Origin of the sequence: Streptomyces sp. NBC_01276 (genome assembly GCF_041435355.1) — a bacterium.
GTDB lineage: Bacteria > Actinomycetota > Actinomycetes > Streptomycetales > Streptomycetaceae > Streptomyces.
Genome location: NZ_CP108443.1, coordinates 1 through 24,615, shown reverse-complemented (window position 1 = coordinate 24,615; position 24,615 = coordinate 1). Strand labels below are relative to the sequence as shown.

The 24,615-nt window shown below is 71.1% G+C and carries 22 protein-coding genes and 1 pseudogene; 16 read left to right on the top strand and 7 right to left on the bottom strand.

Features of this window, described 5'->3' with window-relative positions; all coding sequences use genetic code 11:
* Positions 1–33 precede the first annotated feature (33 nt).
* The gene (locus OG295_RS37200; protein WP_331737800.1) at positions 34–324 is read left to right on the top strand and encodes a hypothetical protein; all 291 of its coding nucleotides are present in this window, start codon (positions 34–36) and stop codon (positions 322–324) included.
* 32 nt (positions 325–356) lie between these two features.
* Here the strand turns inward: OG295_RS37200 and OG295_RS37195 are convergent, their stop codons facing one another.
* The 3 genes from OG295_RS37195 to OG295_RS37185 form a co-directional block, all read right to left on the bottom strand.
* Positions 357–872: a hypothetical protein gene (locus OG295_RS37195; RefSeq protein ID WP_331737796.1), complete on the bottom strand. Its 516-nt coding sequence runs from the start codon at positions 870–872 to the stop codon at positions 357–359.
* Complete coding sequence (locus OG295_RS37190) at positions 865–2,607, bottom strand: type IV secretory system conjugative DNA transfer family protein (RefSeq protein WP_371681442.1); 1,743 nt, start codon at positions 2,605–2,607, stop codon at positions 865–867. Before OG295_RS37190 ends, OG295_RS37195 begins: the two co-directional genes overlap by 8 nt.
* Before the next feature lie 727 nt (positions 2,608–3,334).
* Positions 3,335–3,889 (bottom strand): hypothetical protein, encoded by a 555-nt coding sequence (locus OG295_RS37185; protein WP_331737790.1) that lies wholly within the window; start codon positions 3,887–3,889, stop codon positions 3,335–3,337.
* 42 nt (positions 3,890–3,931) lie between these two features.
* Here OG295_RS37185 and OG295_RS37180 point away from each other — a divergent pair, with 42 nt between their 5' ends.
* Complete coding sequence (locus OG295_RS37180; protein ID WP_371681441.1) at positions 3,932–6,757, top strand: hypothetical protein; 2,826 nt, start codon at positions 3,932–3,934, stop codon at positions 6,755–6,757.
* A gap of 54 nt (positions 6,758–6,811) precedes the next feature.
* Here the strand turns inward: OG295_RS37180 and OG295_RS37175 are convergent, their stop codons facing one another.
* Positions 6,812–9,445: a hypothetical protein gene (locus OG295_RS37175; RefSeq protein ID WP_371681440.1), complete on the bottom strand. Its 2,634-nt coding sequence runs from the start codon at positions 9,443–9,445 to the stop codon at positions 6,812–6,814.
* A gap of 57 nt (positions 9,446–9,502) precedes the next feature.
* Here OG295_RS37175 and OG295_RS37170 point away from each other — a divergent pair, with 57 nt between their 5' ends.
* The 5 genes from OG295_RS37170 to OG295_RS37150 all read left to right on the top strand — a co-directional run bounded on the left by OG295_RS37170 (position 9,503) and on the right by OG295_RS37150 (position 12,941).
* Complete coding sequence (locus OG295_RS37170; RefSeq protein ID WP_371681439.1) at positions 9,503–9,976, top strand: hypothetical protein; 474 nt, start codon at positions 9,503–9,505, stop codon at positions 9,974–9,976.
* 233 nt (positions 9,977–10,209) lie between these two features.
* Complete coding sequence (locus OG295_RS37165; RefSeq protein WP_371681438.1) at positions 10,210–10,848, top strand: hypothetical protein; 639 nt, start codon at positions 10,210–10,212, stop codon at positions 10,846–10,848.
* 808 nt (positions 10,849–11,656) lie between these two features.
* Complete coding sequence (locus OG295_RS37160; protein WP_371681536.1) at positions 11,657–11,893, top strand: hypothetical protein; 237 nt, start codon at positions 11,657–11,659, stop codon at positions 11,891–11,893.
* On the top strand, positions 11,821–12,336 hold the full coding sequence (locus OG295_RS37155; RefSeq protein ID WP_331738962.1) for a DDE-type integrase/transposase/recombinase: 516 nt from the start codon (positions 11,821–11,823) through the stop codon (positions 12,334–12,336). Before OG295_RS37160 ends, OG295_RS37155 begins: the two co-directional genes overlap by 73 nt.
* Complete coding sequence (locus OG295_RS37150; RefSeq protein WP_331737781.1) at positions 12,333–12,941, top strand: GNAT family protein; 609 nt, start codon at positions 12,333–12,335, stop codon at positions 12,939–12,941. Before OG295_RS37155 ends, OG295_RS37150 begins: the two co-directional genes overlap by 4 nt.
* 427 nt (positions 12,942–13,368) lie before the next feature.
* Here the strand turns inward: OG295_RS37150 and OG295_RS37145 are convergent, their stop codons facing one another.
* Positions 13,369–13,869: an RICIN domain-containing protein gene (locus tag OG295_RS37145; protein WP_331737778.1), complete on the bottom strand. Its 501-nt coding sequence runs from the start codon at positions 13,867–13,869 to the stop codon at positions 13,369–13,371.
* A 114-nt stretch (positions 13,870–13,983) separates the two neighbouring features.
* Here OG295_RS37145 and OG295_RS37140 point away from each other — a divergent pair.
* A pseudogene (locus OG295_RS37140) lies at positions 13,984–14,355 on the top strand (transposase); the annotation flags it as partial.
* Positions 14,356–14,687: 332 nt separating this feature from the next.
* Here OG295_RS37140 and OG295_RS37135 read toward each other — a convergent pair.
* Entirely contained in the window at positions 14,688–15,299 is a 612-nt protein-coding gene (locus OG295_RS37135) for a TetR/AcrR family transcriptional regulator (protein ID WP_331737776.1), read from the bottom strand.
* Positions 15,300–15,435: 136 nt separating this feature from the next.
* Between OG295_RS37135 and OG295_RS37130 the strand changes: the two genes are divergently transcribed.
* Both OG295_RS37130 and OG295_RS37125 read left to right on the top strand, forming a co-directional pair.
* Positions 15,436–16,239 (top strand): alpha/beta hydrolase, encoded by an 804-nt coding sequence (locus OG295_RS37130; protein WP_331737773.1) that lies wholly within the window; start codon positions 15,436–15,438, stop codon positions 16,237–16,239.
* Positions 16,236–16,853 (top strand): dihydrofolate reductase family protein, encoded by a 618-nt coding sequence (locus tag OG295_RS37125; RefSeq protein ID WP_331737770.1) that lies wholly within the window; start codon positions 16,236–16,238, stop codon positions 16,851–16,853. Before OG295_RS37130 ends, OG295_RS37125 begins: the two co-directional genes overlap by 4 nt.
* 335 nt (positions 16,854–17,188) lie before the next feature.
* On the opposite strand, the gene OG295_RS37120 is transcribed toward OG295_RS37125, so the two are convergent.
* Positions 17,189–17,425: a DUF3027 domain-containing protein gene (locus OG295_RS37120; protein ID WP_331737768.1), complete on the bottom strand. Its 237-nt coding sequence runs from the start codon at positions 17,423–17,425 to the stop codon at positions 17,189–17,191.
* A 274-nt stretch (positions 17,426–17,699) separates the two neighbouring features.
* Here OG295_RS37120 and OG295_RS37115 point away from each other — a divergent pair, with 274 nt between their 5' ends.
* The 6 genes from OG295_RS37115 (at position 17,700) to OG295_RS37090 (ending at position 24,175) form a co-directional block, all read left to right on the top strand.
* On the top strand, positions 17,700–19,361 hold the full coding sequence (locus OG295_RS37115) for a transposase family protein (RefSeq protein WP_331737766.1): 1,662 nt from the start codon (positions 17,700–17,702) through the stop codon (positions 19,359–19,361).
* 3 nt (positions 19,362–19,364) lie between these two features.
* Positions 19,365–19,781, top strand: coding sequence for an ATP-binding protein (locus tag OG295_RS37110; protein WP_331737764.1), 417 nt, complete (start codon positions 19,365–19,367; stop codon positions 19,779–19,781).
* A gap of 191 nt (positions 19,782–19,972) precedes the next feature.
* Positions 19,973–20,950, top strand: coding sequence for a tyrosine-type recombinase/integrase (locus OG295_RS37105; RefSeq protein ID WP_371681437.1), 978 nt, complete (start codon positions 19,973–19,975; stop codon positions 20,948–20,950).
* Between the two features lie 19 nt (positions 20,951–20,969).
* A complete protein-coding gene (locus OG295_RS37100; protein WP_371681532.1) occupies positions 20,970–21,341 on the top strand; it encodes a helix-turn-helix domain-containing protein in 372 nt (123 codons plus the stop codon).
* Positions 21,342–22,059: 718 nt separating this feature from the next.
* Complete coding sequence (locus OG295_RS37095) at positions 22,060–22,854, top strand: hypothetical protein (protein ID WP_331737760.1); 795 nt, start codon at positions 22,060–22,062, stop codon at positions 22,852–22,854.
* Between the two features lie 787 nt (positions 22,855–23,641).
* Positions 23,642–24,175, top strand: a complete 534-nt coding sequence (locus OG295_RS37090; protein WP_371681436.1) for an RICIN domain-containing protein — start codon at positions 23,642–23,644, stop codon at positions 24,173–24,175.
* The last annotated feature ends 440 nt before the right edge of the window (positions 24,176–24,615 follow it).

Genomic DNA, 24,615 nt, shown 5'->3' with positions numbered 1-24,615 from the left:
CGCGATCTCACCGGTCGTCCGGAAGCCGGCCTGGTGTGGTACCTGCACGCCCTCCGCCTGCGCGGCGAGCTCCAGGGCCCCGACGACCCCGGCACCCACCAGGCGGGCCGGCGCGCCTACAGCCTGTGGCGCAGCTTCCCGCCGGCCCGGGCCCTGACGGCGGCGGCCGGCCTGCTGGCCACCGTGAACGACGTACTGGGACCCGCCTCGGACACGGCCCGGCGGACCCACCGCGCCATCGCCGCACTCCCGGCGAAGAACTCCGTGTCCGCGTACCCCACCGGTGCCGGGGGAACGACCGAAGCCGTCACCTCGCAGAGGTGACGGCCTCGGGAGCGGTCCGGCCGATGTCCCCGCTACAACGGGGCATCGAGTTCGGCCGCGCGGCGGTCGAGCTCGGCGGCCGCCGGATGCGCGGCGGGCGCCGTGATCGTCGCGGACACCGACAGGAACGCCTCGAAGGCGTCGTCGGCGCCCGGCGGCGGGGGAAGGACGGGCGGAGCCTCCTGGTGGCGGCCGGTCGCGCACGCGGCCAGTTGGAACCGCGGCGTGAAGGCGTGCAGGGTGTTGATCCAGTCCGCCTCGGCAAGCTCGCGGGCAGGCTCCTGCTCGTCGGCGTACGTACGCGTCCACGCCGCGTACAGGGCCGTCAGGTGCTCCACGACCACCGGGTGCAGGTACCAGCAGTGGGTGATCTGGTTGTGCAGCTCGAACGTCGCGCGCAGCCAGCCGACCCACTCGGCGAGCTCGCGCATCCGCAGACGGCGCTCGGGCGGCTCCATGGCCGACCAGACCCATCGTTGCGGTCCGCTCCGCTGCCCGGCGGGAGGCGCGGCCCACAGGTCGGCGGGATGGATCGGCGGCTCAGACACGGCGGGACTCCTCGGGGGCGGCGGCGGGCGCGGGCGCCTTGGTCAGGTCGACGGCCTCGGCCGGCGGCGTGGGCGCGGGGACTGCCAGCAGCCTCTTGACGTCCCTGTCGCGGAACGTCAGCCGCATCCGGACCTTGACGGGCGGCAGGTTCGTGTACTGGGCGATCGCGGTGAAGTCCGGCAGTTGCTGGAGGGAGTGGACGGGTGCGAGGTCGGTCTCGGTCGAGGACGTGTTGGTGGAGCGCTCGCCCCGGGACAGGCCGTGGGAGGTTTTCAGCACCTCGGTGCGCCCGTACAGGCCGGAGAAGTACCTCAGCGTCTCCAGGTCCCCGCAGCCGGGAAGCAGCATCCTCAGCCCGGACGCCGAGAGCACCGTGTTGGCCTTCTGCACGCCGAGCCGGTCGCGGAGCTGGGACAGGTCGTGCCACACGGTCAGCACGGTGATCCCCATGCCGCGGCCGGTGGTGAGGATGTTCGGCAGCCGCGGGTAGCGCAGCATGTTGCCGGCCTCGTCGACGAGGACCCCGACACCCGGGTCGAGCGTCTTGCCTGTGGCGTTGTAGCGGGCCTCGGCGCCGTGGATGGCGGAGGCGATGAGCGAGGTGAGCAGCGGGGCGAACCGGTCGGCGTCGGCTTCGGAGGCGATGAGGCAGATGGTGCCGGTCCGGTCGAGCCACTGCTCGGCGGTGAAGTCGGAGGACGCGCAGGTTTCCCGTACCTCTTCGTCGGCGTAGACGCGGGCCAGGACGTTGAGGCTGAACTGGATGGAGCCGACTCCGTCCTCGTGCAGGCGCAGCCAGGGGGAGGCGTAGTCGTCGGCGACCTCGGCGTAGCCGTGCTGGAGGAGTACGGCACGGACGTGGTCGACGGCGTCCTTGCCGAGCGAGAGCCAGCGGCGCATGCCGTTGATGCCGGTGCCGGAGAGGTTCGCGGCGAGCAGAACGCCCTTGAGGACGTTCTTGGCCTGGTCGATCCAGGGTGCGGCCCGCTGGTCGTCACCGGAGGCGGACGCCTCGGCCATCCAGGAGGCCATGCGGTCGGCGGCCTTTGCGTCGGTGCAGTAGTCGACCGGGGACCAGTGGTCGGTGGCGCGGCCGGGGATGCCGGCCGGAGCGATGACCCAGACCGGTCCGAACGCGCGGCGGCGGGCATAGATGACGTCCAGGTCGGCGGCCTTGGTGGTCGTGACGACCAGCGGGCCCTGCCACTCGGCCGCGTTGGGCAGGACCAGTCCGGTCGTCTTCGACGAGCCGGGCACGCCGAACACGGTGGCGGAGATGTTGGGCTGCGCGGCCAGGATCTTCTTGGTGCGCATGCCGCGGCCGGCCGTGATCCGGTTGGCCCGCTTCAACGGGTCCGCGGGTGCGGCCAGTCGGCGCTCGATGGCGGGGCCGCCCCACTGCGCGCCGCCCGTGCTGCCGCGCGAGCCGAACAGCCTGAGGATCCTGAGGAACACCAGAAAGGGGACCAGGACCAGAACCACCATCAGGGCGTAGAACAGCCAGCTCGGCGGAGCCGGCTGGTATACGCCGGCCGGTCCCTTGACCAGCGCCGACAGCGCGGTCGTGGGCAGGTCCTCGGTGGCACGGGCCCAACCGCGGCCCGACAGGAAGGAGGCCAGCGGCCCCGCGAGCAGACTGGCCCCACCGACCACCGCCACGGCGCCGATCCCGTACAGGGCGAGCACGGAGTTGTCGTCGAGTCCGGCGGTTGCCGATGTCCTGTGTTCGGCCACGCGGGCCACCATCCTCTTCTTCGTCTTCTGCGGACTCCTCCGGGCGGCGGGTGCACCGGAGGGGGCGACGTCCGGCCCCGCCCCGGCCGCGACGGGCGGCGCGGGCCTCAATTGGCCCTGGCCGAGGCCCTGTAGCCCGCTGCGAGGGTATCGGCCGGGGCCGCAACCCGATGCGGGCAGGGTCCGGGCGCCGGGCCGTTTCCCGCGCACGAGATCCTCGACCGCGTGCTCGTGGCACGCGCCGCCGACCTGCTGCTTTGCCCCCTGCAACCGCTACCCGCTGCGCCACGGCCGCCGCCACCGGTGCTCCACCCGCCGCGGAGACCGCGCCCGCGTCGCCCGTGCCGGGCGCACCCGGGCGGAACCGGACTGACGAACCTGGTGCCGGCCGGGGGAGCCGCCCTTCGGCCACGCCTGCGCCGACACACCACCGCCGAGCGGCAGCGTCGGCCGAGTTTTCGGTGACGGTGCCGGTGAACACGGCGGTGGCCTGCGGCGTCACCAGGGCCGGGGCGGTGGTGCCGGAGGAGGGGATGACCTCCGTGGCGGTGTGCGCGTCGCGGTACCGGGACGGCCGATCCGGATACCGCCGGCCCGGCCGGACCTGCCGGGCACGCCGCCCGCGGATCCCGGAGGCGTCCGATGGCCTCGGCGGCGGGCTCGGGGCCTGCGTCGAAGGCCGCTCCCCGACGGAGCGGCAGCGACCTTCGGCCTCGCGGGAGGGCTCTCAGCCCAGCGGGGGGCTGAGGTGGTCGATGCCGGCCAGGACGTCCCTGTCCAGTTTCAGGGCGGCGGTGAGGTCCTTGAGTGTGAACCGTGACGGGTCCTTCTCGTACTTCTCCCGCCCGAGATTGGAGGTGAACAGGTCCCGCGGGATCCGGTCGGCGCCCTCCGGGAGGAACTTGATGACCTCCTCCAGGGCCGCGGCTCCGTACGCGACGCTCGGACGGATTTCGCGCTGCTCGGCGGGCGGGGTGTTCAACAGCCGCAGGCTGGACTCGGTCGAGAGCCGTTCGCTGACCCACAGGAACTCCCCCGGATCGATGATCCGCGACGGCTCGGGGCCGCCGAAGGCCGGGGGCGCGACCGGCCGGTCGTCGGAGAACACGAACTCGAACACGCGCGTACTGCCGCACTCCGGGCAGGCGCCCTCGTACACGCTGACCAGGACGCCCTCGTGGTCCTCCACGCGGTGCTCCCGGTCGAACCGGTTCGCACCGCACCCACAGGGATGCAGATCCATGTACAGGTGCGATTCCTGCGCCGAACGAGTGATCAACATGGCATGATCATACCGGAATCGGCAGGTCAAACGGGGGGATCAGTGGACCTGAGCACCGGGGAAGGGCGGCTGCTCGCCGCAGCCGAAGCAGCGATGCCCGCGGTCCTGAGGGACCTCTACTCCGCACAGCTGCGAGGCGGAACCCTCACCGAACAGGACAGCCGGCGCTTCTTCCTCCTGAGCGACCCGGCCGGCAAGCCCATCGAGCTGCGCCTGGACACCGCGGCGCTGCCGCAGCAGCTGGCGTCCCGCACCTTCACCAACACCACGACCGACCGGTACGTCGTCCAGCTCGCGGACACGCTGCGGCAGGAACAGACCGGGCAGCTGCTGGCCCGCGAGCTGGGGGAACTGCTCGCCGTGCGGGAACGGGCCGCGGTGGGCGGGCGAGCCCCGCTGGAGAACCTGCTGGCCGCGGGTACCGCACTGCCCGCGCATCTCGAACTGTCGGAGGCGGACCGCGGCCGGGTGGGCGAGTTCGACTACCTGGCGCACAGGATGGCCGACGCCGGGCTCACCGCCCCCGAGCGCCAGGAGGCCCGCGACCGGTTCTCCCTCCTCGTCGACGAGTCCGGGCTCAGGCCGGACCCGGCGGCGGACGACACGTACAGCCGTATCGCCGAGCAGCAAGCGGCCACGGCACGCCTGAGGTTCGTCCGTCCGTACCTGCAGGGGGACGCGCGTCACGCGATGGACGTGCTCGCCGTACCCGTCGATCGGCTCGACCCGGCCGACGCACAGGCGCTGCGGGACGCCCGGGCCGCCCGGGCCGCCCGCGCACAGACCCCGCCGGCGGCCGCCCTGGGCGAGTACCCCATGCCCGGCCTCCGCCCCGACGGCACACCCGTCCCCCGCGAGGAACTGGACCAGGCGGCCGCCGAAGCCGCCCGGCAGCGCACCGAACTCAGCACCCGCACGCTCGCCGAGCTCCGCGCCCGGCAGGCGGCCCTTCCCGAGGGCCGCCACCCCCGGTTCGAGATCATGATCGGCGGCGGTGCCGCGCTCGCCGGGCGCGACCCCGGCGCCCTGCTAGTGGACGCCCGCGGCCGCTGGCACGTCGACCCCATCGTCGCGATCGTCCAGTCCGCCGACCAGGTCCGCCACCTCCGCCAGAGCGGCATGGGCGACCCCTACCAGTTCGCCGGCCCGAAGGACCGGGTCCCCCTCGCCGCGCTCCAGCTCTGGGAGGACACCGCCGCCGCACGCGGCCCCGTCATCGACGGACGGGCCGAGCTGAGCATCGGCGCGGAGGGCCGCCTCATCGCCGAGATCATCCCGGCCGACGGCTCCCCGCCGGTGAAGGTCGAGGTCCAGGGCACCCCACTGGTCGCCACCGGCATCCCGCCCGAAATCATCCCTGGCGCCGACCGCCGGGTGCCGACGGCAAGCGAAGCGGCCGACGTCCTCACCGAAGCCCTCACGGCCGCCGGCACCCCCGAAGCCGAGGCGGCCCGCGACCGCCTCCTCACGCTCCCCGACGGCGAAGGCCGGGCTGCGGCGAGCCTCGGACTGCTCGCCGACCCGCACGTCTACGAAGCCCTGGACGCCTCGCGGGACCCGCGCGTCGCGGGCGCGACCGAGACCCTCCGGGCCACCGCGGCCTGGGAGCAGGCCTGCGCCCTCGCGCCCGGCCGCGTCCTGATGGGCGACGAGATCGGCGACGGCGACTACGACCCGACCGTCGCCAAGGACTGGGTGATCGCGGGCGTCGGCGGCGCCGCCATCGCCAACGCGGAGATCATCCTCCAGTCCGACCCCGAAGCCAGGGTCTTCATGGTCGGCAAGGACGCGCCCTTCGTCCTGCACAACGACGCCCAGTACACCGCCCTGCGCCGCGCGCACGACGCCGAGTACGGCGGCGACGGCCGTCTCGTGACGCACGGCGGTCGCTACCTCGGGGCCGTCGGTACGGTGACCGCGCCCGACGGCCGGGTCCGCCTCGAAGCACTCGACAACGAGGGCCGTTCCCTCGGCATCGAGGGCGACGCGTACGTGGCCTGCCTCGGCCGCGTCTCCCGCCTCCCGCAGGCGCTCGACTCCATGGAGTCCACCGTCCGCACGGCCGGCGGTACGGTGCGGGGCGAGCTGGTCTTCGACGACCACCGCCAGTACCTCGGTTACCGGCTGGAGCTCGAAGCGGACGGCCGCCGGCACACCGTCGACGTGACCGGCGCCGCCTCCCGGATGCTCCCCGGGAACGTCTTCGACGGCGAGGACATGAGGCGCCTGGCCGCCTTCGACGCCAAGGTGGCCCCGCCGGAGAGCGGCAACGTCTCCGCCGGCTTCATGGCCACGGCCCTCCAGGGCTCCCAGCTCGCCCGCCACCGTGAGGCCCACCGGCCCCCGGACGACGACGGCCGGGGCCTCACCGGCCGCACCCCCGAGCAGCCCGGCCCCCAGGGCCCTCCCCGGCGCCACGACGAGCCCGCGGCTCCGTCCCCGTACGCCACGGCCCGGGAAGCGGTCCGGGCCGGCGAGGACGTGACCCGCTCCTTCCGGACCTGGATAGAGAGCGACATGGGCCGGGAACTGGCGGGCTCGGACCACCCCCGCATTCGTGCCCTGCGCGAGGCCTGGAGGCAACTGCCCCCGCACGACCTCCCCGAGGGCCCCGGCCGTGCGGCGCAGCCGTACGGGGCGGTGGCCGAGCGGGCCGGCGCCGCGGTCACGGCCGCTGTCACCTCGGGCCGTTTCGCCCCCGAGGACGTGACGGCCCTGAACACGATGGCCCGCGCGGCCCAGACCCACGCGGCGCGCCTGTCGGCAACCCAGCCCGGCCCCCCGCCGGCCCCCGGGGCGGCGGCCCCGACACCCGGCGTCGCGATCCCGGCCCCCGCCCCGGCCCGTGGGGCGCGCCTGGCGACGTGAGGGGCGATCCGGGGCCGTCGGGCGGGCCATGGCGGCCGGGCCGCGGAGTGCGCTTCACCCGCTGAACCCCTGCTCCTCCGCACCGCCCCCGTGGTCGAGGAACAGGTCCCGTACCCGCAGCACCGCCCCGGGGGCGAGCAGCGCCAGTACGGGCAGCGCGTGGTACCAGCCGTGGTCCGCGGTCAGGGCGTCCCGGGCGAAGGCCCGGGCGGCGCGGATGCCGGCGGGGCCGGGGGCCGCCCCCGGCCCCGCTGCCTCCGCCAGGGAACGGTGTACGGGAAGGTACGGGTACCGCGGAGGTTCGGCGCCCCCGGTCGGCAGGTGCGCGGGCAGCCCGGCCAGCAGTCCCGCCACGACGGCGCAGGCCTCCGCCCGCAGGGAGGGAACCATGCGGTCCACTGCCTCCCGAGCGCCGTCGAGGTCGCCCAGCGCGGCCCGGACGAGGGCGAACCCGGCGAAGGCGGCGAGGTCGGGGTCGACCCGCCCCGCGTACCGCTGCGCACGGTCCAGCCGGTCGAGGACCGCGGCACGCCGATCCGTCGTGCGGTCCGCCTCCAGCAGGGCGAGGGTGAGGTCGTTGTCGGGCAGCCAACGCGAGGCGGGCTCCGACGTCGGCGGGTCCGTCTCGCGCACGGCCCGCAGGAGCCGCTCCCGGCAGCCGGGCACGGAGGCCGGGGCCGCCGTCAGCAGCTCGCCGAGCCACGGCAGAAGGTCGGCACGGCCGGGCCCGAGGGCGGCTGCCCGTGCGGTGAGCCGCTCCCGCTCCGCGTCGATCCTCCGGCTGACCTCGTTCGGCAGGTGGATGCCCAGCCCGGCCGGCACCGCGAGCCGGCGGCGACGGTACGGAGCCTGGGCGAGGAGAAGCCGCTCAGTGGGTGTGACGGCCCTCTCCAGCATCTCCGCCGCTCCCCGGCCGTCGCCCGTGTGGGCCAGCGCCCGGGCGGCGAGGGCCCTGGCGTCCCCCGCCCCAACGGAGACGGGCAGGGCACGCGCGGCCGACGCGGCGGCGCGCGCCAGGCGTGCGGCGGAGCCGGGCCGCCCGGTCGCCGAGCGGACGAGCGAGGCGAAGGCGTAGGACGTGGTCCGCTCCACCGGATCCCGGAGCGCGGAGGCGAGCGCACGGACGTCGGCGTCCAGGTTGTCGCCCACACGGTACGTACGCCTGCCCATCGGCTGCCCCGGCTCATCTCCGCCCGCTTCCACGGGCCGGGCCGCGGCGAGCGCACCGGCCAGGAACACCGGCCAGCGCACCCGGCCCGAACCGCCGGGATCACCTCCCCGCGCATGCCGGTGCAGCGCCTCATCCAGCAGTTCCCGCGCTTCCGGCCCCCTGCCCCGCTCGGCCCGGGCGAGTGCCTCATGTGCCAGTGCCTCGACGGCGGGATCGTCGTGGTCCGCGTCATTGGCGAGGTCGAATCCGGTGTCGACGGGACCGGCGAGGAGCTCCGGCGGCACATCCTCCAGAAGCCGCTCGGCCAGGTGCTCGTTCCCGGTGTCCCGCAGGGCCCGGACCACCCGTTCGAGGACGTACGGGAACCACCCGTCATCGGGGACGCCCTCGTCCGCACGGAGCATGGCGGTGACCCCGGCGCGGGCCCGCTCCGCGAAGGCGGATGCCTCGGCGGGTCTGGCCGTGGCCAGGGCGGAGACGGCGATGGCGAGTTGCTCCGCCCGGGCTTCGGAAGAGAGCATCTGCCGCGCGATCCGCTCGTACATCCTCTCGGCCCGGTCCGGGGCGACGCGCGCGATGAGCGCCGAGGCTTCGAGTCTCGTTACCCCTGGCACAGGCAGGGCTCCAATCGGCGTGCGCCCGGTCCGGGACTCCGCCTCGTCCAGCAGCTCACCCCTCAGCACGGCGTCCTGTGGCGGACAGGAGGTGGCGGCGGTGATGAAGTCGAAGCGATCGCAGCCGCCCCGCGTGAGCAGCCTCATGGCCTCCTTCCCCTGCCCGGACTCGACGAGTGCGACAGCGGTTTCGGCGGCGGCCCATTCACACATCTCCTCGCCCCCGTCCGCCGGATGCGACTTCATGAGGGCGTCCAGGGCCCACGCGCGGGCCTCAAGGGCGACGGCCGGGGCGTCCGGATCGCCTGCGGCGGCGAGGGCGCGGGCGACGTCGGCCAGGGCGGAGGCCTTGGTCTGCGGATACCGGGAGGCCAGGGCGAGGCCACGGGCCCGGCGGGTGTCACCGAGGCCGACGAAGGCCCGCAGGACGGTGCGGGGCAGGGGCCGCGTCCCGGCGCTGACGAGTTCGCGGGACGCGGCCACCGCGGCGAGGACTTCGAGGTCGGCGGGGGCGGAGCCCGGGGTGGCGCGGGCCGCCCGGTCCAGGTCGGCCAGCGCGACGTCCATGGCGGCGCCCGCGAGGAGCCGGTGCCGGCGCCGCGGGTCCAGGGCGAAGGCGGCCAGCCGGTCCGCGGTGCCGGGGGAGTGCAGGAGAGCGGCGGTGTAGTGGTGCAGGAGATAGGAAGGGGTGTCCGCCGGCCAGCCGCGGCTCCGGTAGTCGTCGGCCCAGTCGTGCAACCGCCGGGCGTACGGGGCGAGATCTCCGATCTGTGCGACGGCGGCGTCGTGGAACACCTTGTGGCCCAGCGCGTACGTACGGGCCGTCTCCGGCGCGGTGCGGTCGAAGGTGAGGCTGCGCCCCTTGAGCGAGCGCAGCCGCTCGTTGACGTCCAGCGGCAGCACACCGAGCAGCGCGCCGTCCGGCGGTGGTCCGCCGCATCCCTGGCGGATCCCGAGCCGGTGCTGCGGGAAGCGGCCGCCGTACTGCTCATGGAGGAAGCCGGGGCCCCGTACCCGGACCGGCTGGTCGGCGCTCTGGCGGAGGCCGGTGCCCACGGCTGCCGCGCGGGCCGGGACCGGACCCGCTTCGTCGGCCTCCCCGACCACGGCCGACGAGAGGCAAGGGTCCTCGACGCGGACCCGAAGGCCCTGGTCACCGTGGCCCGGCAGCGGATCGCCGCCGGTGACCGGCACGGCCGGGGGTCCGATCAGGCGTGGCGGCTCACCGCCCGATGGCGCGACCGCGAGGACGAAGCCGTCGACCTGCTGCGCGCCGCCGTCCCCCACGCGCGGCCGACCACGTTCCGGAGTCTCGAAGCGCTCCTGCCGTTCACCCGCCGGCCCGCCCACCCCGAGCTCGCCGCCGCCCTGCTTCCCCTCGCCGCCGGCACGGGACCGCACCCCCCCGGGACCCCCGGCTCATCCTCGGACTGATCGGTGACGGGCGCCTGACGGAGTTCGTCACCGATCCCGACGGCGAGGACGAGACCGACGCCCTCGGCGCCCTGGCCGCCTCGACCGGGCGCTTCGACCTCTGGCGGGCCGTCCTGAGGTCCCCGTACCTCACCGAGGACAACCGCGCGCTCACCCGCCTCACACCGGCCGTCACACCGCGGCTCCACCCGGAACTCGGACGTCTGCTGCGCGCACGCGAGCACGTCACGGACGTGGCACGGGCCCTCGGGGACGCGGGATCGGCCGACCCCGAAACGATCGCGGCACTGAGGGAGATCGCCCACGAGGAGGACGGCGACGAGCCGCCGGCCGACGAGCACAACTTCTGGGACCTGATGGCACATCGGCACAGTGGGCAGTCCACCGCCGGGAACGCCGTCGCGGCGGCCGTCGCGCTGGCCCGTGTCGGAGGCCCGGCCGACCGTGCCATCGCCCTCCTGTCGGCGGATCCCGATCCGGCCTCCCACCTCCACTCGGTCGCCCTCCTGGGACCGGCGGCCCGTCCCCTCCTCCCACGGGTCGAGGCCGCCCTGGCGAGCCCCTGGCCCGCACCCCGCCTCGCGGCGGCGCGAGCCCATCACCGCATCACCGAGGACCCGCAGGCACGGTGTGTGCCGGTCCTCCTCGACCTCGTACGGGAACAACTTGCCGACGACGGCTGCGGGGCTCCCTCCCCGACAGCCCTGGCGACGCTCGCCGAACTCGGCATCACCCCGGACGGGATCCGCCCCCACCTCCGCACCTGGGCCGGCTCCGAACGCCGGATCCTCGACTGGCACGGCGGACGCGGCCGCGACTACCACCTGAGAGAGGCCGCACGCACCCACCTCCGGCTCACGGGGGAGGCCTGACGGCAGTCGCCGCACAGGCGGGCTCGTCGTCACCGTGACCGAGCGAGCGAGCGAGCGTGCCTTGCCCGGCCGGTCGAGCGTGGGCGTCGGTTGGGGCGGCCGGGGCTGTCGGTGGCCGGTGACAAGATCGACAGCATGGATTTCGCACGGACCACACCGCCGCGGCCGGTCGATGTCACCGCGGTGTTTCCCGAGCTGGCTCCGCTGGCGCGAGCCGCGATGCGGCTGCACCCCCGTCCCGGGTCGCCCTCGGTGGGGGAGAGCTCGGTAATGTCCGCCACGTCGGCGGCGCCACGAGGCCGACGGGCGGAACGGCTGACCTGGGGCGTCTCCGCGCGGCGTCGGGCCTTGCGTTACGTCACCGCGTCGCACTCACGGCGGCCGCGCGTATCGCCACGCGCGGCCGCCGCTGTGCATCCGACCAGGAGCAGCTTTCCGTGGAAGCGCTGCCGGGCCGCGGGCTCTCGAAGAAGTCCAGCTTCCGCCGGCGAACTTGTCCGGCCTCGCCAGACGGCTTGCTTGCCCGCAGGTCGGGCGGCGCATGCTCGTTGGTTCAGCGGCCGGGCCTCACTGTGGGTTGTTAGGGTGGGGGGCCGGTCAGGGACGGCTAAGGGGTGGGGGATCCATGGGTTCGCAAGACGGTAGTGACCGTGCGGGTTTCGGGTGCGTGGCATGCTGCGCCGAGGACGCTGCGGTGGCGCGGGCGCACCACAGCAGCCGCGACGGGGTTCGGCTCGAGAGGATGATTCGGGACGACTCGCATTTCATCGTCTCTGTTCAGCGGTGCGGCCTGTGCTCGCAGGCCTTCGTGAGCGTGTTCACCGAGTACATCGACGGGGTCGCCTCGCAGGACGCGCAGTACCGCACCGTGCTGCCGATCACGGACGCCGAGGCGGACGACCTGGTGGCGGGGCGGTTGAGCCCGCACCGGGTAGGGGCCCTGGGGCACGGCCGCCGCCATCTGCAGAGCGACTGGCCGAGCGATGCCGAGGAGCCGTCCGTGTACTGGGACAGCGGCGTCTTCGAAGTCCGCGAGGGGCACTGACCCGGACGGCGCGCTGCGGGCCTGTCGGTTGTGCATGTCGTTGTCGCTCCGGCCGCATGCGCACCGACCTGGTCGCCGACGCGCTGCGGATGGCGGCCGCGACCCGAGGCGGCCTGGACGGCGCGATGTTCCACTCCGACCACGGGGCGCAATACGGGTCCCGGGCCTTCGCCGACCTGTGCTCGGATCTGCGAGTCACCCGGTCGATGGGCACTGTCGGCAGCAGCGCGGACAACGCGGCCTGCGAGAGCTTCCACGCCTCTCTCAAGCGCGAGACCCTCCAGGGCGCCCGCGGCTACGGCGACCCCGTCGCCTGCAGGAGGACCGTCTTCGCCTGGCTGACTCGCTGCAACACCCGCCGCCGGCACTCCGCCAACGGCCACCTCAGCCCGAACGAATACGAGCGACGACACCACACGGCTAAGCTCATGCTCGCCGCGTGACAACCAACCGCGTGTCCACCTTCACGGGCGAAGGCCCCCGCTATCAGTCCTGGGGGCCGAACACGGAGGTCCAGACGCGGGACTTCGTGGACTGCGCGGTCAAGGCCTGGTCGGACATCCCTCAGCGCCGGTTTCCTTATGTCGCCCGCGTCGGGCGGGATGTGGTGGGCATGGGTGAGCTGCATGTTCGCAGCCACAAGCAGTGCCAGGGCGAGATCTCATACATCGTGCATCCCCGCGTATGGGGGCAGGGTATCGGCACGGAAATCAGTCGGCAGCTGCTCGCGCACGGCTTCGGCGAGCTGGGGCTTCACCGGATCCATGCTTCCTGTGACCCGAGGAATCTCGGCTCCTCCCGAGTGCTGTCCAAGATCGGTATGACGTATGAGGGACGCCTGCGCGACACGGCGCTGCTTCCCGACGGCTGGCGCGACTCCATGATCTTCAGCAGCCTCGAAGGCGAAATGGCGCGCCACTGTGTAGCGCCGCCAGTGGGTCCGCCGGGTACGGCCGGAGGACACCCGTTCGGAGGCAGTCTGTTCGGGCCGGGCGGCCGCTCCGGGTACGAGCCGGCCGAAGGGGGCTCCGGCGAGGTCGGCCGGTGAGTCCGGTACCGGTGTAGGGGCTTGTCCCGCCCAGGGTCTGCCCGGACTTCCGGCAGGTCACGGTGTTGTTTCTGGTTGGCGGGCCATAGGTTTGTGGGGTTCGGTCCGCTGCCCAGCGGTGGAAATGGGTGTGGAGACTGGCTCACGGGCTGTATCGCTCGGGTACGTCCTGCCATTCCGGCCCGGTGTGGAACTTCTACGCGATTTTTTTGAGGATTGTCCGGTTGTCTGGCCGCTGCTGCCCCAGAACAGGCCGGGGCAGCAGCGGCTGTACGAGTTCTCATTCGGCATCGGACAGTTCATGGCGACGTATCACGGCACCATGATCCACAACTCAAGATCATTCTGACGGCAGGTCCTGTTGCTGACCGGAGGTTATGGCGTCGGCGTGCCGTGAGGGCTGTGGATCACGGGCGGCGGGGCAGGCTCACGTCAGATTCCAGTAGACCCCGCGCTGGCCCTCCAGGCTCCACTGCTGCACACGGGCGCCGTTGTAGCTGGTGGAGTTCTCGGCCTCCAGGAATTCATCGTTGGAGAGGCCCCCGATCAGGTAGTGGCCGTCCTTCCACGAGAAGGACCACTTGGCTGCATTCTGCCCGTTGCAGGTCCACTGCTGTGCCCGGGCACCGTCTTTCCACGAGTCGTTCTCGATCTCCAGGCACTTGCCGGTGGCGTCGTTGACGATGTAGTACCAGCCTGACTCGTATCCGGTCGGTACGAGGTGCCAGCTGGCTGCGGCTTGCCCCACGCAGTCCCAGAGCTGCACGCGGGCGCCGTCTGCCTTCGAGCCGTTCTCGACCTCCAGGCACCGGCCGTTGATGTTCTCGATGTGGTGCCAAGAGGCTGCGGAGGCCTGCGTGGGTGCGGCCAGCAAGGAACCCCCTAGCGCCAGGCCTGTTGCCACGGCAGTGGTGAGGATCTTCTTCATACGACTTCCCCCATGAGTGACGATCGGGCCGGTGTACCTGGCCCGGTCAGCAAGCCTAGGCGATCTTTCTCGGATCTCCTTATGTGAGTGGGGTGTTGGGGTCAGGCTGGTTGTATGGGCTGTGCGGATCTGACGAACGCGGAGTGGGAGTGGCTGGAGTCGTTCTTACCTCCCGGTGGTGCTCGTGGGGGCTGGTGGAGAGAGCACCGTCGGGTGATCAACGGGGTGCTCTATCGGGTCCGGACGGGTGTGCAGTGGCGGGATCTGCCGGAGTGGTTCGGGCCGTGGGAGACGGTCTGAAAACGGCATCGTTGCTGGTCAGCTGGTGGAACGTGGACGATGCTTTTGTCTCGGATCCAGGCGGTCGAGGACGCCGCGGGCCGGATCGGCTGGGACGTCTCGGTGGACTCGACAGCCGTGCGTGCCCACCAGCGCGCCGTCGGCGCGAGGAAGGCGCCGGCGGCCAGAGGCCGTCACCACCGGCCCGGCGGGAGCGGTCCGTGTCCGTGACAGCCTTGCCCCGGTCGGTCTCCTCCCGCGCTCCACACGGCTGCTCACCTGTGAATGGGTGCGGCGGTGGCACTGGATCGGCGTCAGCCAGGGCGGGATGACTGTCTCCTGCTCAGCCTGGGCGGTTGTAGTGATCATGGCTGTCACGAGGTGGCGAAGTTGCTGCCGTCCGGTGCCAATCAGGAGGACGACCGGCTGCCATGGGCGTGCCAGTTCACAAGATGCGGACGCCGTCGCGGATGACGGTGCGTTCGGACCAGGTCATACGGCCTTCTCTCGAGAGGTGGTCGGATGGGGGCTTTGCGGGGTCAGCGGTAGGCGGCGAGGAAGACGCGTACGCCGGCTGCGGCGTAATGGTCGAGGTCGGCGTCGGTGTGCTGGGCGCTGCCGGTGAACATGGCCTTGTTCACCGGGATCCACAGCAGGAGACCGGAGAAGTGGTTAGCGGCCAGGAGGGCGTCCTCGATACGGAGCAGTCCCTGGTCGGCCAGTCGCTGGAAGGTCGCCGCGAGAGTGGCGAGCCCTCGTTGGAAGCCCCGCTCGTACCATTCGGTTCCCAGGCCGGGGAAGACGTCGGCGTTGGCGATGATCAGGCGCCGCAGCTGGATGACCTGGGGGTGGGTGAGGGTCGTCAGGAATTGGCGGGCGAGCCGGGTGAGGCTCTCTTCCAGGTTGGCGGCGTCGGTCGGGATGCCGGCCAGCAGGTCGATGGTGGTGTCGAGCCGGTCGGTGGTGGCCAGGACGATCTCGGCGAACAGCTTCTCCTTGTCCGCGAAGTGCTTGTAGACGGTCTGCTTGGACACCGCGGCCCGCTTTGCGATGTCGTCCATGCTCGTCCCCGAGTACCCCTTGTCGAGGAAGACGCTGGTCGCGGCCTCCAGGATCGCCTCGTGCTTGCGCGCTGAACGGCTGTCCATCATCGACTCCTTCTCCATCCGTCTCGCCCCCACAGAAGAGTACTGGACTGACCAGTACTCATATGGGTACTGTACCGTCTAGTTCCGAACGCAGGGTTTCTGGCCCTGCGTACCGCGCAGACATTTGGAGTGGCTTCTCATGGACAAGGTGTTCTCCGCAGACGGCACGGCTATCGCCTATGAGCAGCAAGGCGCAGGGTCTGCCGTAGTGCTCGTCGGCGGCGCCTTCATGACGCGCGGCGATTCCGCCGCCCTCGCCGGCCTGCTGGCCGAGCACTGCACCGTGATCACCTACGACCGCAGGGGCCGCGGCGACAGCGGTGACAGCGCGGCGTACGACGTCCAGCGCGAGGTGGAGGACCTGGACGCGCTGATCGAGCGCGTGGGCGGCGAGGCGATGCTCTTCGGCATGTCCTCGGGCGCCGTGCTGGCCCTGGAAGCCGTGGCCCGGGGCAGCGCCGTGACCCGACTGGCCGTGTACGAGCCGCCCTTCATCACCGACGACAGCCGCCCGCCGCTTCCCGTCGACTACGTCGCCCACCTGACGGAGCTCGTGGGGCAGGGGGCGTACGGCGATGCCGTGACCTACTTCATGACCGCGGCCGTTGGCATGCCCGCCGAGGCCGTCGCCGGAATGCGCCAGGCCCCCTTCTGGTCCGGCATGGAGGCCAACGCACGCACCCTGCCCTACGACGGCCAGGTCATGGGCGACACCATGTCCGGCCGGCCGCTGCCCGCCGACCGCTGGCAGTCCGTGACGGTGCCTGTCCTCGTGGGCAGCGGGGACGCGGGCGCACCGCACATGCTGGACGGGGCGCGGGAACTCGCGTCACTGGCCGACAACTTCACGCTGCAGGTCTTCCCCGGCCAGGAGCACGGCATCGCCCCGGAGGTCCTCGCCCCCGTTCTGACCGGCTTCTTCACCACGGGGGAGCAGGCGTGAGCAATGTCTTCGCCAGTCTGGGCATGTCTCTGGACGGCTTCATCGCCGGGCCCAACTCCCACCCCGACAACCCGCTTGGTGACGGCGGAATGGGCATCCACGAGTGGGTCTTCGGCGTCGAGAGCTGGCGGGAGCGCCAGAGCATCAAGGGCGGGGAGACCAACCAGGACGACGACATCGTCCAGGAGAACTTCACCCGCGCCGGCGCCTACATCATGGGGCGGCAGATGTTCGCCGAAGGTGAGGTCGGCTGGCCCGACCCGCCGCCCTTCCGCGCCCCCGTCTTCGTCCTCACCCACACCCCGCGCGAACCGTGGGTGCGGCAGGGCGGCACCACCTTCACCTTCGTGACCGAAGGGATCGACAGCGCGCTGGCCCAGGCGCGCAAGGCCGCGGGGGACAAGGACGTACAGATCTCCGGCGGTGCGGACACCGTACGGCAGTACCTCGCCGCCGGGCTGCTGGACGAGCTCCAGATCCACCTCGCACCCCTCCTACTCGGCTCGGGAGTCCGCCTCTTCGACGGCGTCTCACCGAATCTCAGCCTCGTGCCCACACGGGTGGTCGACTCCCCCCAGGTAACTCACCTCACGTACCGGATCACACCGTCCTAGACCGCTACTCGACGGCTGCTGTGCCGCCCTTGGCCGTCCATGGGGTCATGATGCGCGACGTGTGGGTTGCAGTGGTTGGCGACAGGGTTTTCAGTAGGTTGTTTTGGCTGGTGGGTGGGTTGTGGGGTGTCGTTTTTCTACTGAAGGCCGGTGTCGTTTCCCGCTGAAGGTTTGCTGTCGCGTGTGTGGGCTTGTGGGAGGGCCTGACTGCTCGGCCTGTTGGGCCGCCGCTGTCCTTTGAAGGCGAAGGTTGCGGGCGTGTATGTCAACAGTGCGGCAGGGCTTGCGACGGGTGGTCTCACGCGGCCGAGGCCACTGCGGCTCAGATGCAGTGGTCAGCCGAATGTTCCGTCCTCGCGGTCGGTGAAGGATTCACAGCCGTCGTGCTCGAAACGCAGCCGCCCGTCGAAGGCTGACCCGGCGTCGGTGCAGGCGCCCCAGTCCTGGCCGAGCTCTCCACTGAGCGCGATCCAGAACCGACACCCACCGCACTGCTCGTAGTACCACTCGTCCCGGTAGCCGGGCTCTGCGGTGGACCGGTTCAGCAGCCGCAGCCAGCGCCCGTGAACCACATCGTTGTGGCCACGGTCGTTACCCGTCCAAGGTGTGCCACCCATCACCCGACCCCCAACGCTCTCCCCGGATTCGCAAGGTCAATCTGCACCGAGCCGAGAGGGGGCCGCCAGCCGATTTTTGCGACGCCCGGCGCACCACTGCCGGCTGTCGTAGGCATCAGTCGCACAGGGCAGTCACTCGTTGGTGGGATGCGGTGCGGCGTGTCGGCTTGAGGTGCGTGGTCGTGGACAGCGTTTCCGGGGCGGGGATGGGCGTCTGCGGGAGGGGCTGATGGCGGACAGCGATGCCGGTGGCTTCACCGATTGGGTGGTGTCGGCTGGTGTGGGGCGGGAGGCGGCACTCACGCGCCTGATGGCCCTCGATGGTCGTGGCGAACTTGCTTCTGCTCATGTGCGGTTGACTGCTTCGGCTTTGGACGTGTCCGAGCGGACGGTGTGGAGCTGGTTGTCGGTGGCCCGGCGTGAGGGGCGTCTGTCGGCCCGGCCGCCGGCTCGGGCCGGTGTGAGCGCGGATGTCCGCGCGCGTCTTGCGGTGTGGGGCGGGAATGTGGCCGCGGTCCACCGCGAGCTGCTCGCCGAGGCGGCGAAGGCCGGTGTCGCGGATTCGGTTCCTTCTCTTCGTGCTCTGCAGCGTGCCGTGCGTCAGGACTTGTCGGTGGGGGAGCGGGCGGGCCTGAAGGGCGGTGAAGCAGCTCGTCGTCGGTATGACGTGTACGGCAAGCGTCCGCGGACGCACCGGAACGCCTGCTGGGAGGGTGATCACAAGCGGATCCCAGTACGTGTGGACGTCGAAGGCTCTGCGGTGTGCCCATGGGTGACGTGGTTCATCGATGTCGCGACGAAGGCGATCGTAGGCGTGGCGGTTACCCCGCATCAGCCGGCGAGGGACGCGGTCCTGGCCGCGCTGCGCACGGGGATCAGCCGCACCGAGCCGTACGGCCCGTTCGGCGGCCTGCCCGGGGTGGTGCGCGTGGACCGGGGCAAGGAGTTCCTGTGTCGGACGGTGGAGCGAGCTCTGGGCGCCTTCGCGGTCCCCGTCCACGATCTGCCTGCGTACAAGCCGTACCGCAAGGGCACCATCGAGGCGCTGAACGATGCGGTCGAGGAGATGTTCCTGGTCTCCCTGCCCGGCTATACCCGCAGGGCCCGGCCGGTCGGTGCTCACCGTCCGGACCGGGTGGAGGACCTCATGTCGTATCCGGAGTTCGTCGAGGCCCTGCTGAGGTGGGTGCGGGGGTGGAACACCAGCCACCATCCCGAGGGCCTCGCAAAGGGGATGACGCCGTTGGCGGCATGGGAGGCGGATCCGGCGCCGGTCGAGGACGTGGCGGAGGAGCGGCTGGCGTTCTTCGCGCTGGAGGACGACGGCCGGGTCCGGAAGATCACCACGAACGGGATCAGCTGGCGACGTCGTGCCTACGTCGCGCCGTGGATGGTCGGGCACGTCGGCATGCGGGTCCGGCTGAGGTATCTGCCGCACTACGACGGGCAGATCGAGGTGTTCTCCACCGAGGAGTGGGGCCGGCACCTCGGGACCGCCTATCTGGCCCAGGCGGCGACGGCGGAGCAGCGTCGTGCGCTGAGTTCGGTCAGGGAGAAGAAGGCCCGGCAGTTGAAGGCGGATCTGAAGGCGGCGGAGAAGCTGCGCAAGACCCGCTACACGGCCACGACCACGGCTGCCGTGCCCCGCCCGCGGCACACGGTCACGGCTTCTCAGGCAGAGGCGGAGATCTCCCGGGCCAGGGGCGTGGATCTGGCGGCCCGGGCGCTCCCGGACCTGATCCCTCCCCGTGAACCCCCGGCTTCCTGGGCGCGTCCGGTTGTTCGCCCTCGCAGGGCGGCCGGCGCGCAGGCGGACGCCGGGCAGGCGGAGGCAGCCGATGGCGGGCCGCCTGGAGCGGCTGGTGTGCGTGACGACAGCGGGGAGTGTTGAGCGATGGTGTCTGCTGAGCGGCAGGGACGGCTGCCGCGTGAGCGGGAGGACCACTTCATGCGCCTGCCGGGCGCCCAGGTCGTCTCCACGCGTGCCCTGCTGATGGCGCGGGAGAACATCCGTGCCGCGATCGAGGCCAGAGCCATGATCTGTATCTGCGGGCAGGCGGGCCGTGGCAAGTCGCTGGCGGTGAACACCTCGTTGCGCGAGCTCGCGCCGAAGCTGACACGCCGGATCCAGTTCCGCTCCCGCCCCTCGACCCGCGACCTGCGCCACGAGCTGTTCCACGCTCTGGGTCTGCAGGGCCGTCCTCCGGGGCAGCCGATCGAGTTCGACCGGATGCTGCGCGGCGCCTTGGAGGAGACGCATGTCCTGGTCTGTGACGAGGCGCAGTGGCTGTCGAAGATGTGGTGTGGATGAGCCGGTTGTTTCGCTGGCAGCGGTTGCTTTTCCTGCGGTGTCTCGTTGGGTCTGTCGGTGGTGGCGTGGTTGTTCAGGTGCTGCCTTAACTGACGAGCTTCGGGGTGTGGCTGGTGGCTGTGGGGGAGCGGGGCGGGTTGCGCCTCGTGGGTGGCGGGCTGGCTGGTCCGGATGCTGGGGCGGATCCGTGGGTGTTCCAGGCTGAGTGTGCTGAGGCGTTCGCGAGGTCGTGGGTGGTGCGGGGGCTCGCTCTGTCGACGGTCCGTGGTTACCGCTCGCTCTTGTCTCGTGTGCTGGGGCGTTTCGACTGTCCGGTGTGGGCGGTGGAGGCCGAGGACGTCGATGAGATGCTCCACGCTTTGGCAGTGGCGGGTCTGGCGGCGGGGACGCGCCGGCAGTACCTGCAGATGCTCCGTGACTTCCATGCTTTCGTCGCGCTGCGGTACGGACCCCAGGTCCGGGCCCTGTTCGGGGTGCCGGTCAGCGGGAGCGCGCTGGACCGGTTCAACCGCGTGCGGCATGCCAGTGACGACGCGGCGGTCGGTCCACCTCCGAGCCGGGAGCGGCTGGAGGCGTTCTTCTCCTTCGTCCGTTCCCAGGTGGCGGTCGCTTCCGAATACCGGTTCGCGGCGCGGGACTACGCGATGCTGCGCACGCCGTACCTGTTCGGGGTGCGGGTGAGTGAGCTGGTGCGCTTGGACCAGGCGGATGTGTATCCGCGGCTCGGGCCGTCGGGGAAGTTGCATGTGCGGTTCGGTAAGGCAGCGAACACGTCGGGGCCGCGGCCGCGGTGGGCGCCGATGCTGGAGGGCCTGGACCGGATCCTGGCCTGGTATCTGCAGGACGTTCGGCCGCTGTTCCCCGTCGGCCCGGCGCTGTTCTGTGACGACGAAGGCGAGCCGCTGAAGACAGGGACGGTCCGGGATCGCCTGGCCCGGATTCTTGATCTTGAGGGTGTGGTCTGGGAGGAGCGGTTCACACCTCATGCGCTGCGTCGGGCGTGCGCGACGCACCAGTACGAGCGCGGCATGGACCTGATCGCGGTCCAGCAGCTTCTCGGGCATCGGCATATCGCCTCTACGATGGCGTACGTGAAGCCGTCGCAGCGGTTCGTCGAGGACGCCTGGAAGCGGGCCACCGACTCGGCCGTCCGCGCCCTGGCCGTCTGACCGGAGAGGGGCGATGGACATGACCCCACCAGGACCCGGGCTTGCGGACCCGGACCCTCCGGGAGGCGTTCAGTGGCGGTTGCGGATGGCGGCGGCGGAGCGCGGTGTGTGGACCGGGACCCAGCTACGGCGGCTACTGGTTGAGAAGGCGGGACTGGAGCTGTCCGCAGCCTCGGTGTCGGCTCTGTTCACCAAGCAGCCGTCCCAGGTGAAGCTGTCCACCCTGGCCGCGCTGTGTACGGCCCTGGACTGTGCTCCTGGAGATCTACTTGTGCTCGGTCCGGCAGCACCGGTACCGGCCTCGGGAACCGCGCTGGCAGGGCTGTCAGGCGGGAGGCCATCGCCCGGTCCGTCGCGAGTAGCCGGGAGACGGTCACTGCCTCCCCTCTGACCCTGCGGCTCTTCGTCGGCCGTCCTTCCACCTACTTGGCGGGTTCAAGATCCATGTCAGCGTCTGTTCCTGGCGCCGTGCAGGGCCGCTGTCCTGGCTGTACGAAGTTGCGCTGGCTGCGCCCAGGATCGGGCTTGTGTGCCTGGTGCTTACGGACGTGTCCTGGTTGCGGGGCTGGCAGACGCCCTGCGGAGGAGATGTGCGCTGCTTGCTGGCGCCGGGCCGCGGGAAGGCCGGCGCTCGGCCCATGTCGGCGATGCGGGCGCCGGCGGATTCTGGACGCGGCGACCCAGTGGTGCCGTCCGTGCTCCGATCCGGCCAGGGCCCGGCCGCCTGAGGCCTGCACGGGATGCGGCGTGGCGTCCCAGTGGGCGCGGGGCATGTGCAAGCGCTGCTACGAATACTCGCCGCACACGGTCAGAACCCGCGCGGCAGGCTGGGCCCGCAGGATGCCCTGCACGCCGGCTTGGTGGGACGCGCTCACCGCGCACCTGGCAACGCACCGCAACGTCTTCTACGGCGCGGACACCCTCGCTCACACGGCCCGCTTCGTCATCGACACAGGCCAAACCGACCCGCACGATCTGCTCACCGAAGCCCGCCGCACGCGCCCCTGGCTCGGCCGGCTGCTCGCGGGCTTCTTCCACACCCACGACCTCCTCGAAGCCCCCGCAGACATCCTGAGCTCGCGGCCGTCCCCGCCCCGCTGCGCCCCGCCGTGCGTGCGTTCGCGGACGTGCTGGTGGCCCGGCGGGAGAATGCCGAGAATCTTGGGCTGCGACCGAATCAGCTCAAGACCATCGAGATCCGCCTCGACACCGTCCGGGACCTGGCGCTCCACCTCCACGCGAAGGGTCACACCACCTGGGCGGGCGTGAACGCAGGCGATCTTGAAGCGTTCCTGGCCCGGAATCCGGCCCGCCGGGCTTCCTGGCTCGCGGGGCTGAGGCAGTTCTTCGCCCACGCCCACCGGACCGGCCTGGTGCTCCACGATCCCGCCGCGGCTATGCAGGCCCCGCAGCCACGCGGCTTCAGCGGCTCGACCCTCACCCTCGACGAGCAGCGTGTCCTCTACCGCCGCTGGAGGGCCGGCGAAGGTGTCCTGCCGCACGAGGCGTTCATCGGCCTGGCGGCTCTGCTGCACGCTGCCACCACCACCGAACTCCGCCACCTCACCCTCACGGACATCACCACAGCCTCCCGAACAGTCCGCTTCCCAGGACGCAGCGTCGATCTCGCCCTCGATGACGCCACATGGCGCGCTCTGGAAGCCTGTCTCACCCACCGCCAGGCCCTCCACACCGACAACCCGCACGTGCTGGTCACCCGGCTCACCAGAGTCACCACCAACCCCGCCGGCGCAGCCCACATCCGAGACAGCCTCGCACCGGTCGGCCTCCTCCCTCGGATCCTGCGCTCTACGCGGCTGCTCACCCTTGCCGACGAACTCGACATCAAGCAGCTCACCGTGGCCCTGGGCATGTCCTACGGCGGAACTGCGCACTACCAGTAGCACTCTGAGCTCCTGTCACGCTCTGACCCCACCTGTCGCCGATCAGTGAAGCTGCGCAGAGTCCGGGGATGCCAGCTGTCTGACCTGCGGAGTCTTGAGTTCGGGGCCTGGTTGCGCAGGTTGGTGCGACACCGCGGCTGGTTGTCCAGCAGGCCGCAGCTGGTGTCCTTCCGGGCAGTGTTCGGTTCTGGGCTGGTCATGCTGGTGAGGGGCGGCTCGTGGGGACAGTGCGATGCGGTGCAAGTGGTGTCACCGGGATGAGTTGAGCTGGACAGGGAGACGCGGTGTCGCAGCCAGTTCCTCCCGCATGCGCTTCAATGTGCAGTTTCACTGATCCGCGACATAAACGCTGAGTCGTGGTATCTGCTACTCAACCTCGGTTCTAGAGTTCATCCGGGTAGAAGATTGAGTCATTGACTGGTGGTCGGCCCTGGTTGCGGGCCAGCCTGGGAGGGCGTTTCGCCTCATGGCGTGTTCGTTGGTCGCCGTTAGCATGCCCGATTGTTCAGCAGGGTTGTGGCACTGCTCATTGATGTTCGGGTTAATGGAGTCAACGTTCTGGCACGAACCGTGCAGTGGTCCAACTTCAGGGGCAGTTGGGCAAGTTCGGTGGCAGTTGGGCAAGTTCGGTGACACAGGGCTATCGAACTTATGATCTACTGTACGGGCGGCTTGCCGGGGTCAGAAGGGTCCCGGGGTGGGAGTCAACTGTCGGGCTTTCCAAGCAAGTTCGTAGTGACAGTCGCTACCTGCGAGCCGCACCAACGAAACGGGGGAAATTATGCGTATGAATCGTGCTAAATCGGTAGTCGCCGCCGTCACTGTGGCGGCTGGGCTGGTGTTTGGCCTGGGAGCCACTCCGGCGTCGGCGTATGCGGAAGGCCACACCACGATCAGGAACGGTGCCAGCGGGCTGTGTCTGGAGGTCGCGGACTGGCGCACTGACAACGGCGCGCCGGTTCGGCAGTGGCAATGCACCGGTGGCGCTAACCAGCGCTGGGACATTGTGCCCACCTGGATCGGGATCTACCCAAGCGGGGTATCTGTGATCAGGAATCAGTACAGCGGCAAGTGCCTGGAGATCGCCGACTGGGGCACCAACTACGGCGCGTCGGCCCGGCAGTGGGATTGCACCGGCGGTGCCAACCAGCATTGGGATGTGCGGGAACATGACTCCTCGATGCCGCCCGTGCCGATCAAGAATGAGAACAGCGGTCAGTGCCTGGAGATAGCTGGCTTCAGCACCGCTTGGGGCGCGCAGGCCAGCCAGTGGGGCTGTAACGGCGGCGCCAACCAGACCTGGAACTACTTCATGGGATAATAATCGGGCTCGGGCCAGCTGACTTGTGCCTCAGCTGCTCCGAGTGACGGTCGGCATGGCCCTTGTGCGTATGCACGCGCACCAGGGCCGTGGCCGGGCCAGGAGTACCCCGTGAAACGGGGTCACTCCCGAGCGAAGCGAGGGACTTCCGGCCCGCATAGCGGGCCTACGGGGACTAGAGCAGCCCGGAGCGCAGCGGGAGAGCCACCAGCCGAAGGCCGGCCCCAGGCTGCGAAGCAGCCCCTACCGAGCGCAGCGAGGTAGTTCGCTCGGGCGAGCGCAGCGAGCCCGGCCGGTCCCCTACCCTGGCTCGGCGAAGCCGGAAGCCTCGCCAGCGCAGCGAGGGCGTTTCACTCCTCCGGAGCGAGCGGAGGCAGGCGCCGAAGGCGCCCCGGCTGAGCGCAGCGAAGCCGGTCTCTCCTGAGCGCGCAGCGCTCAGG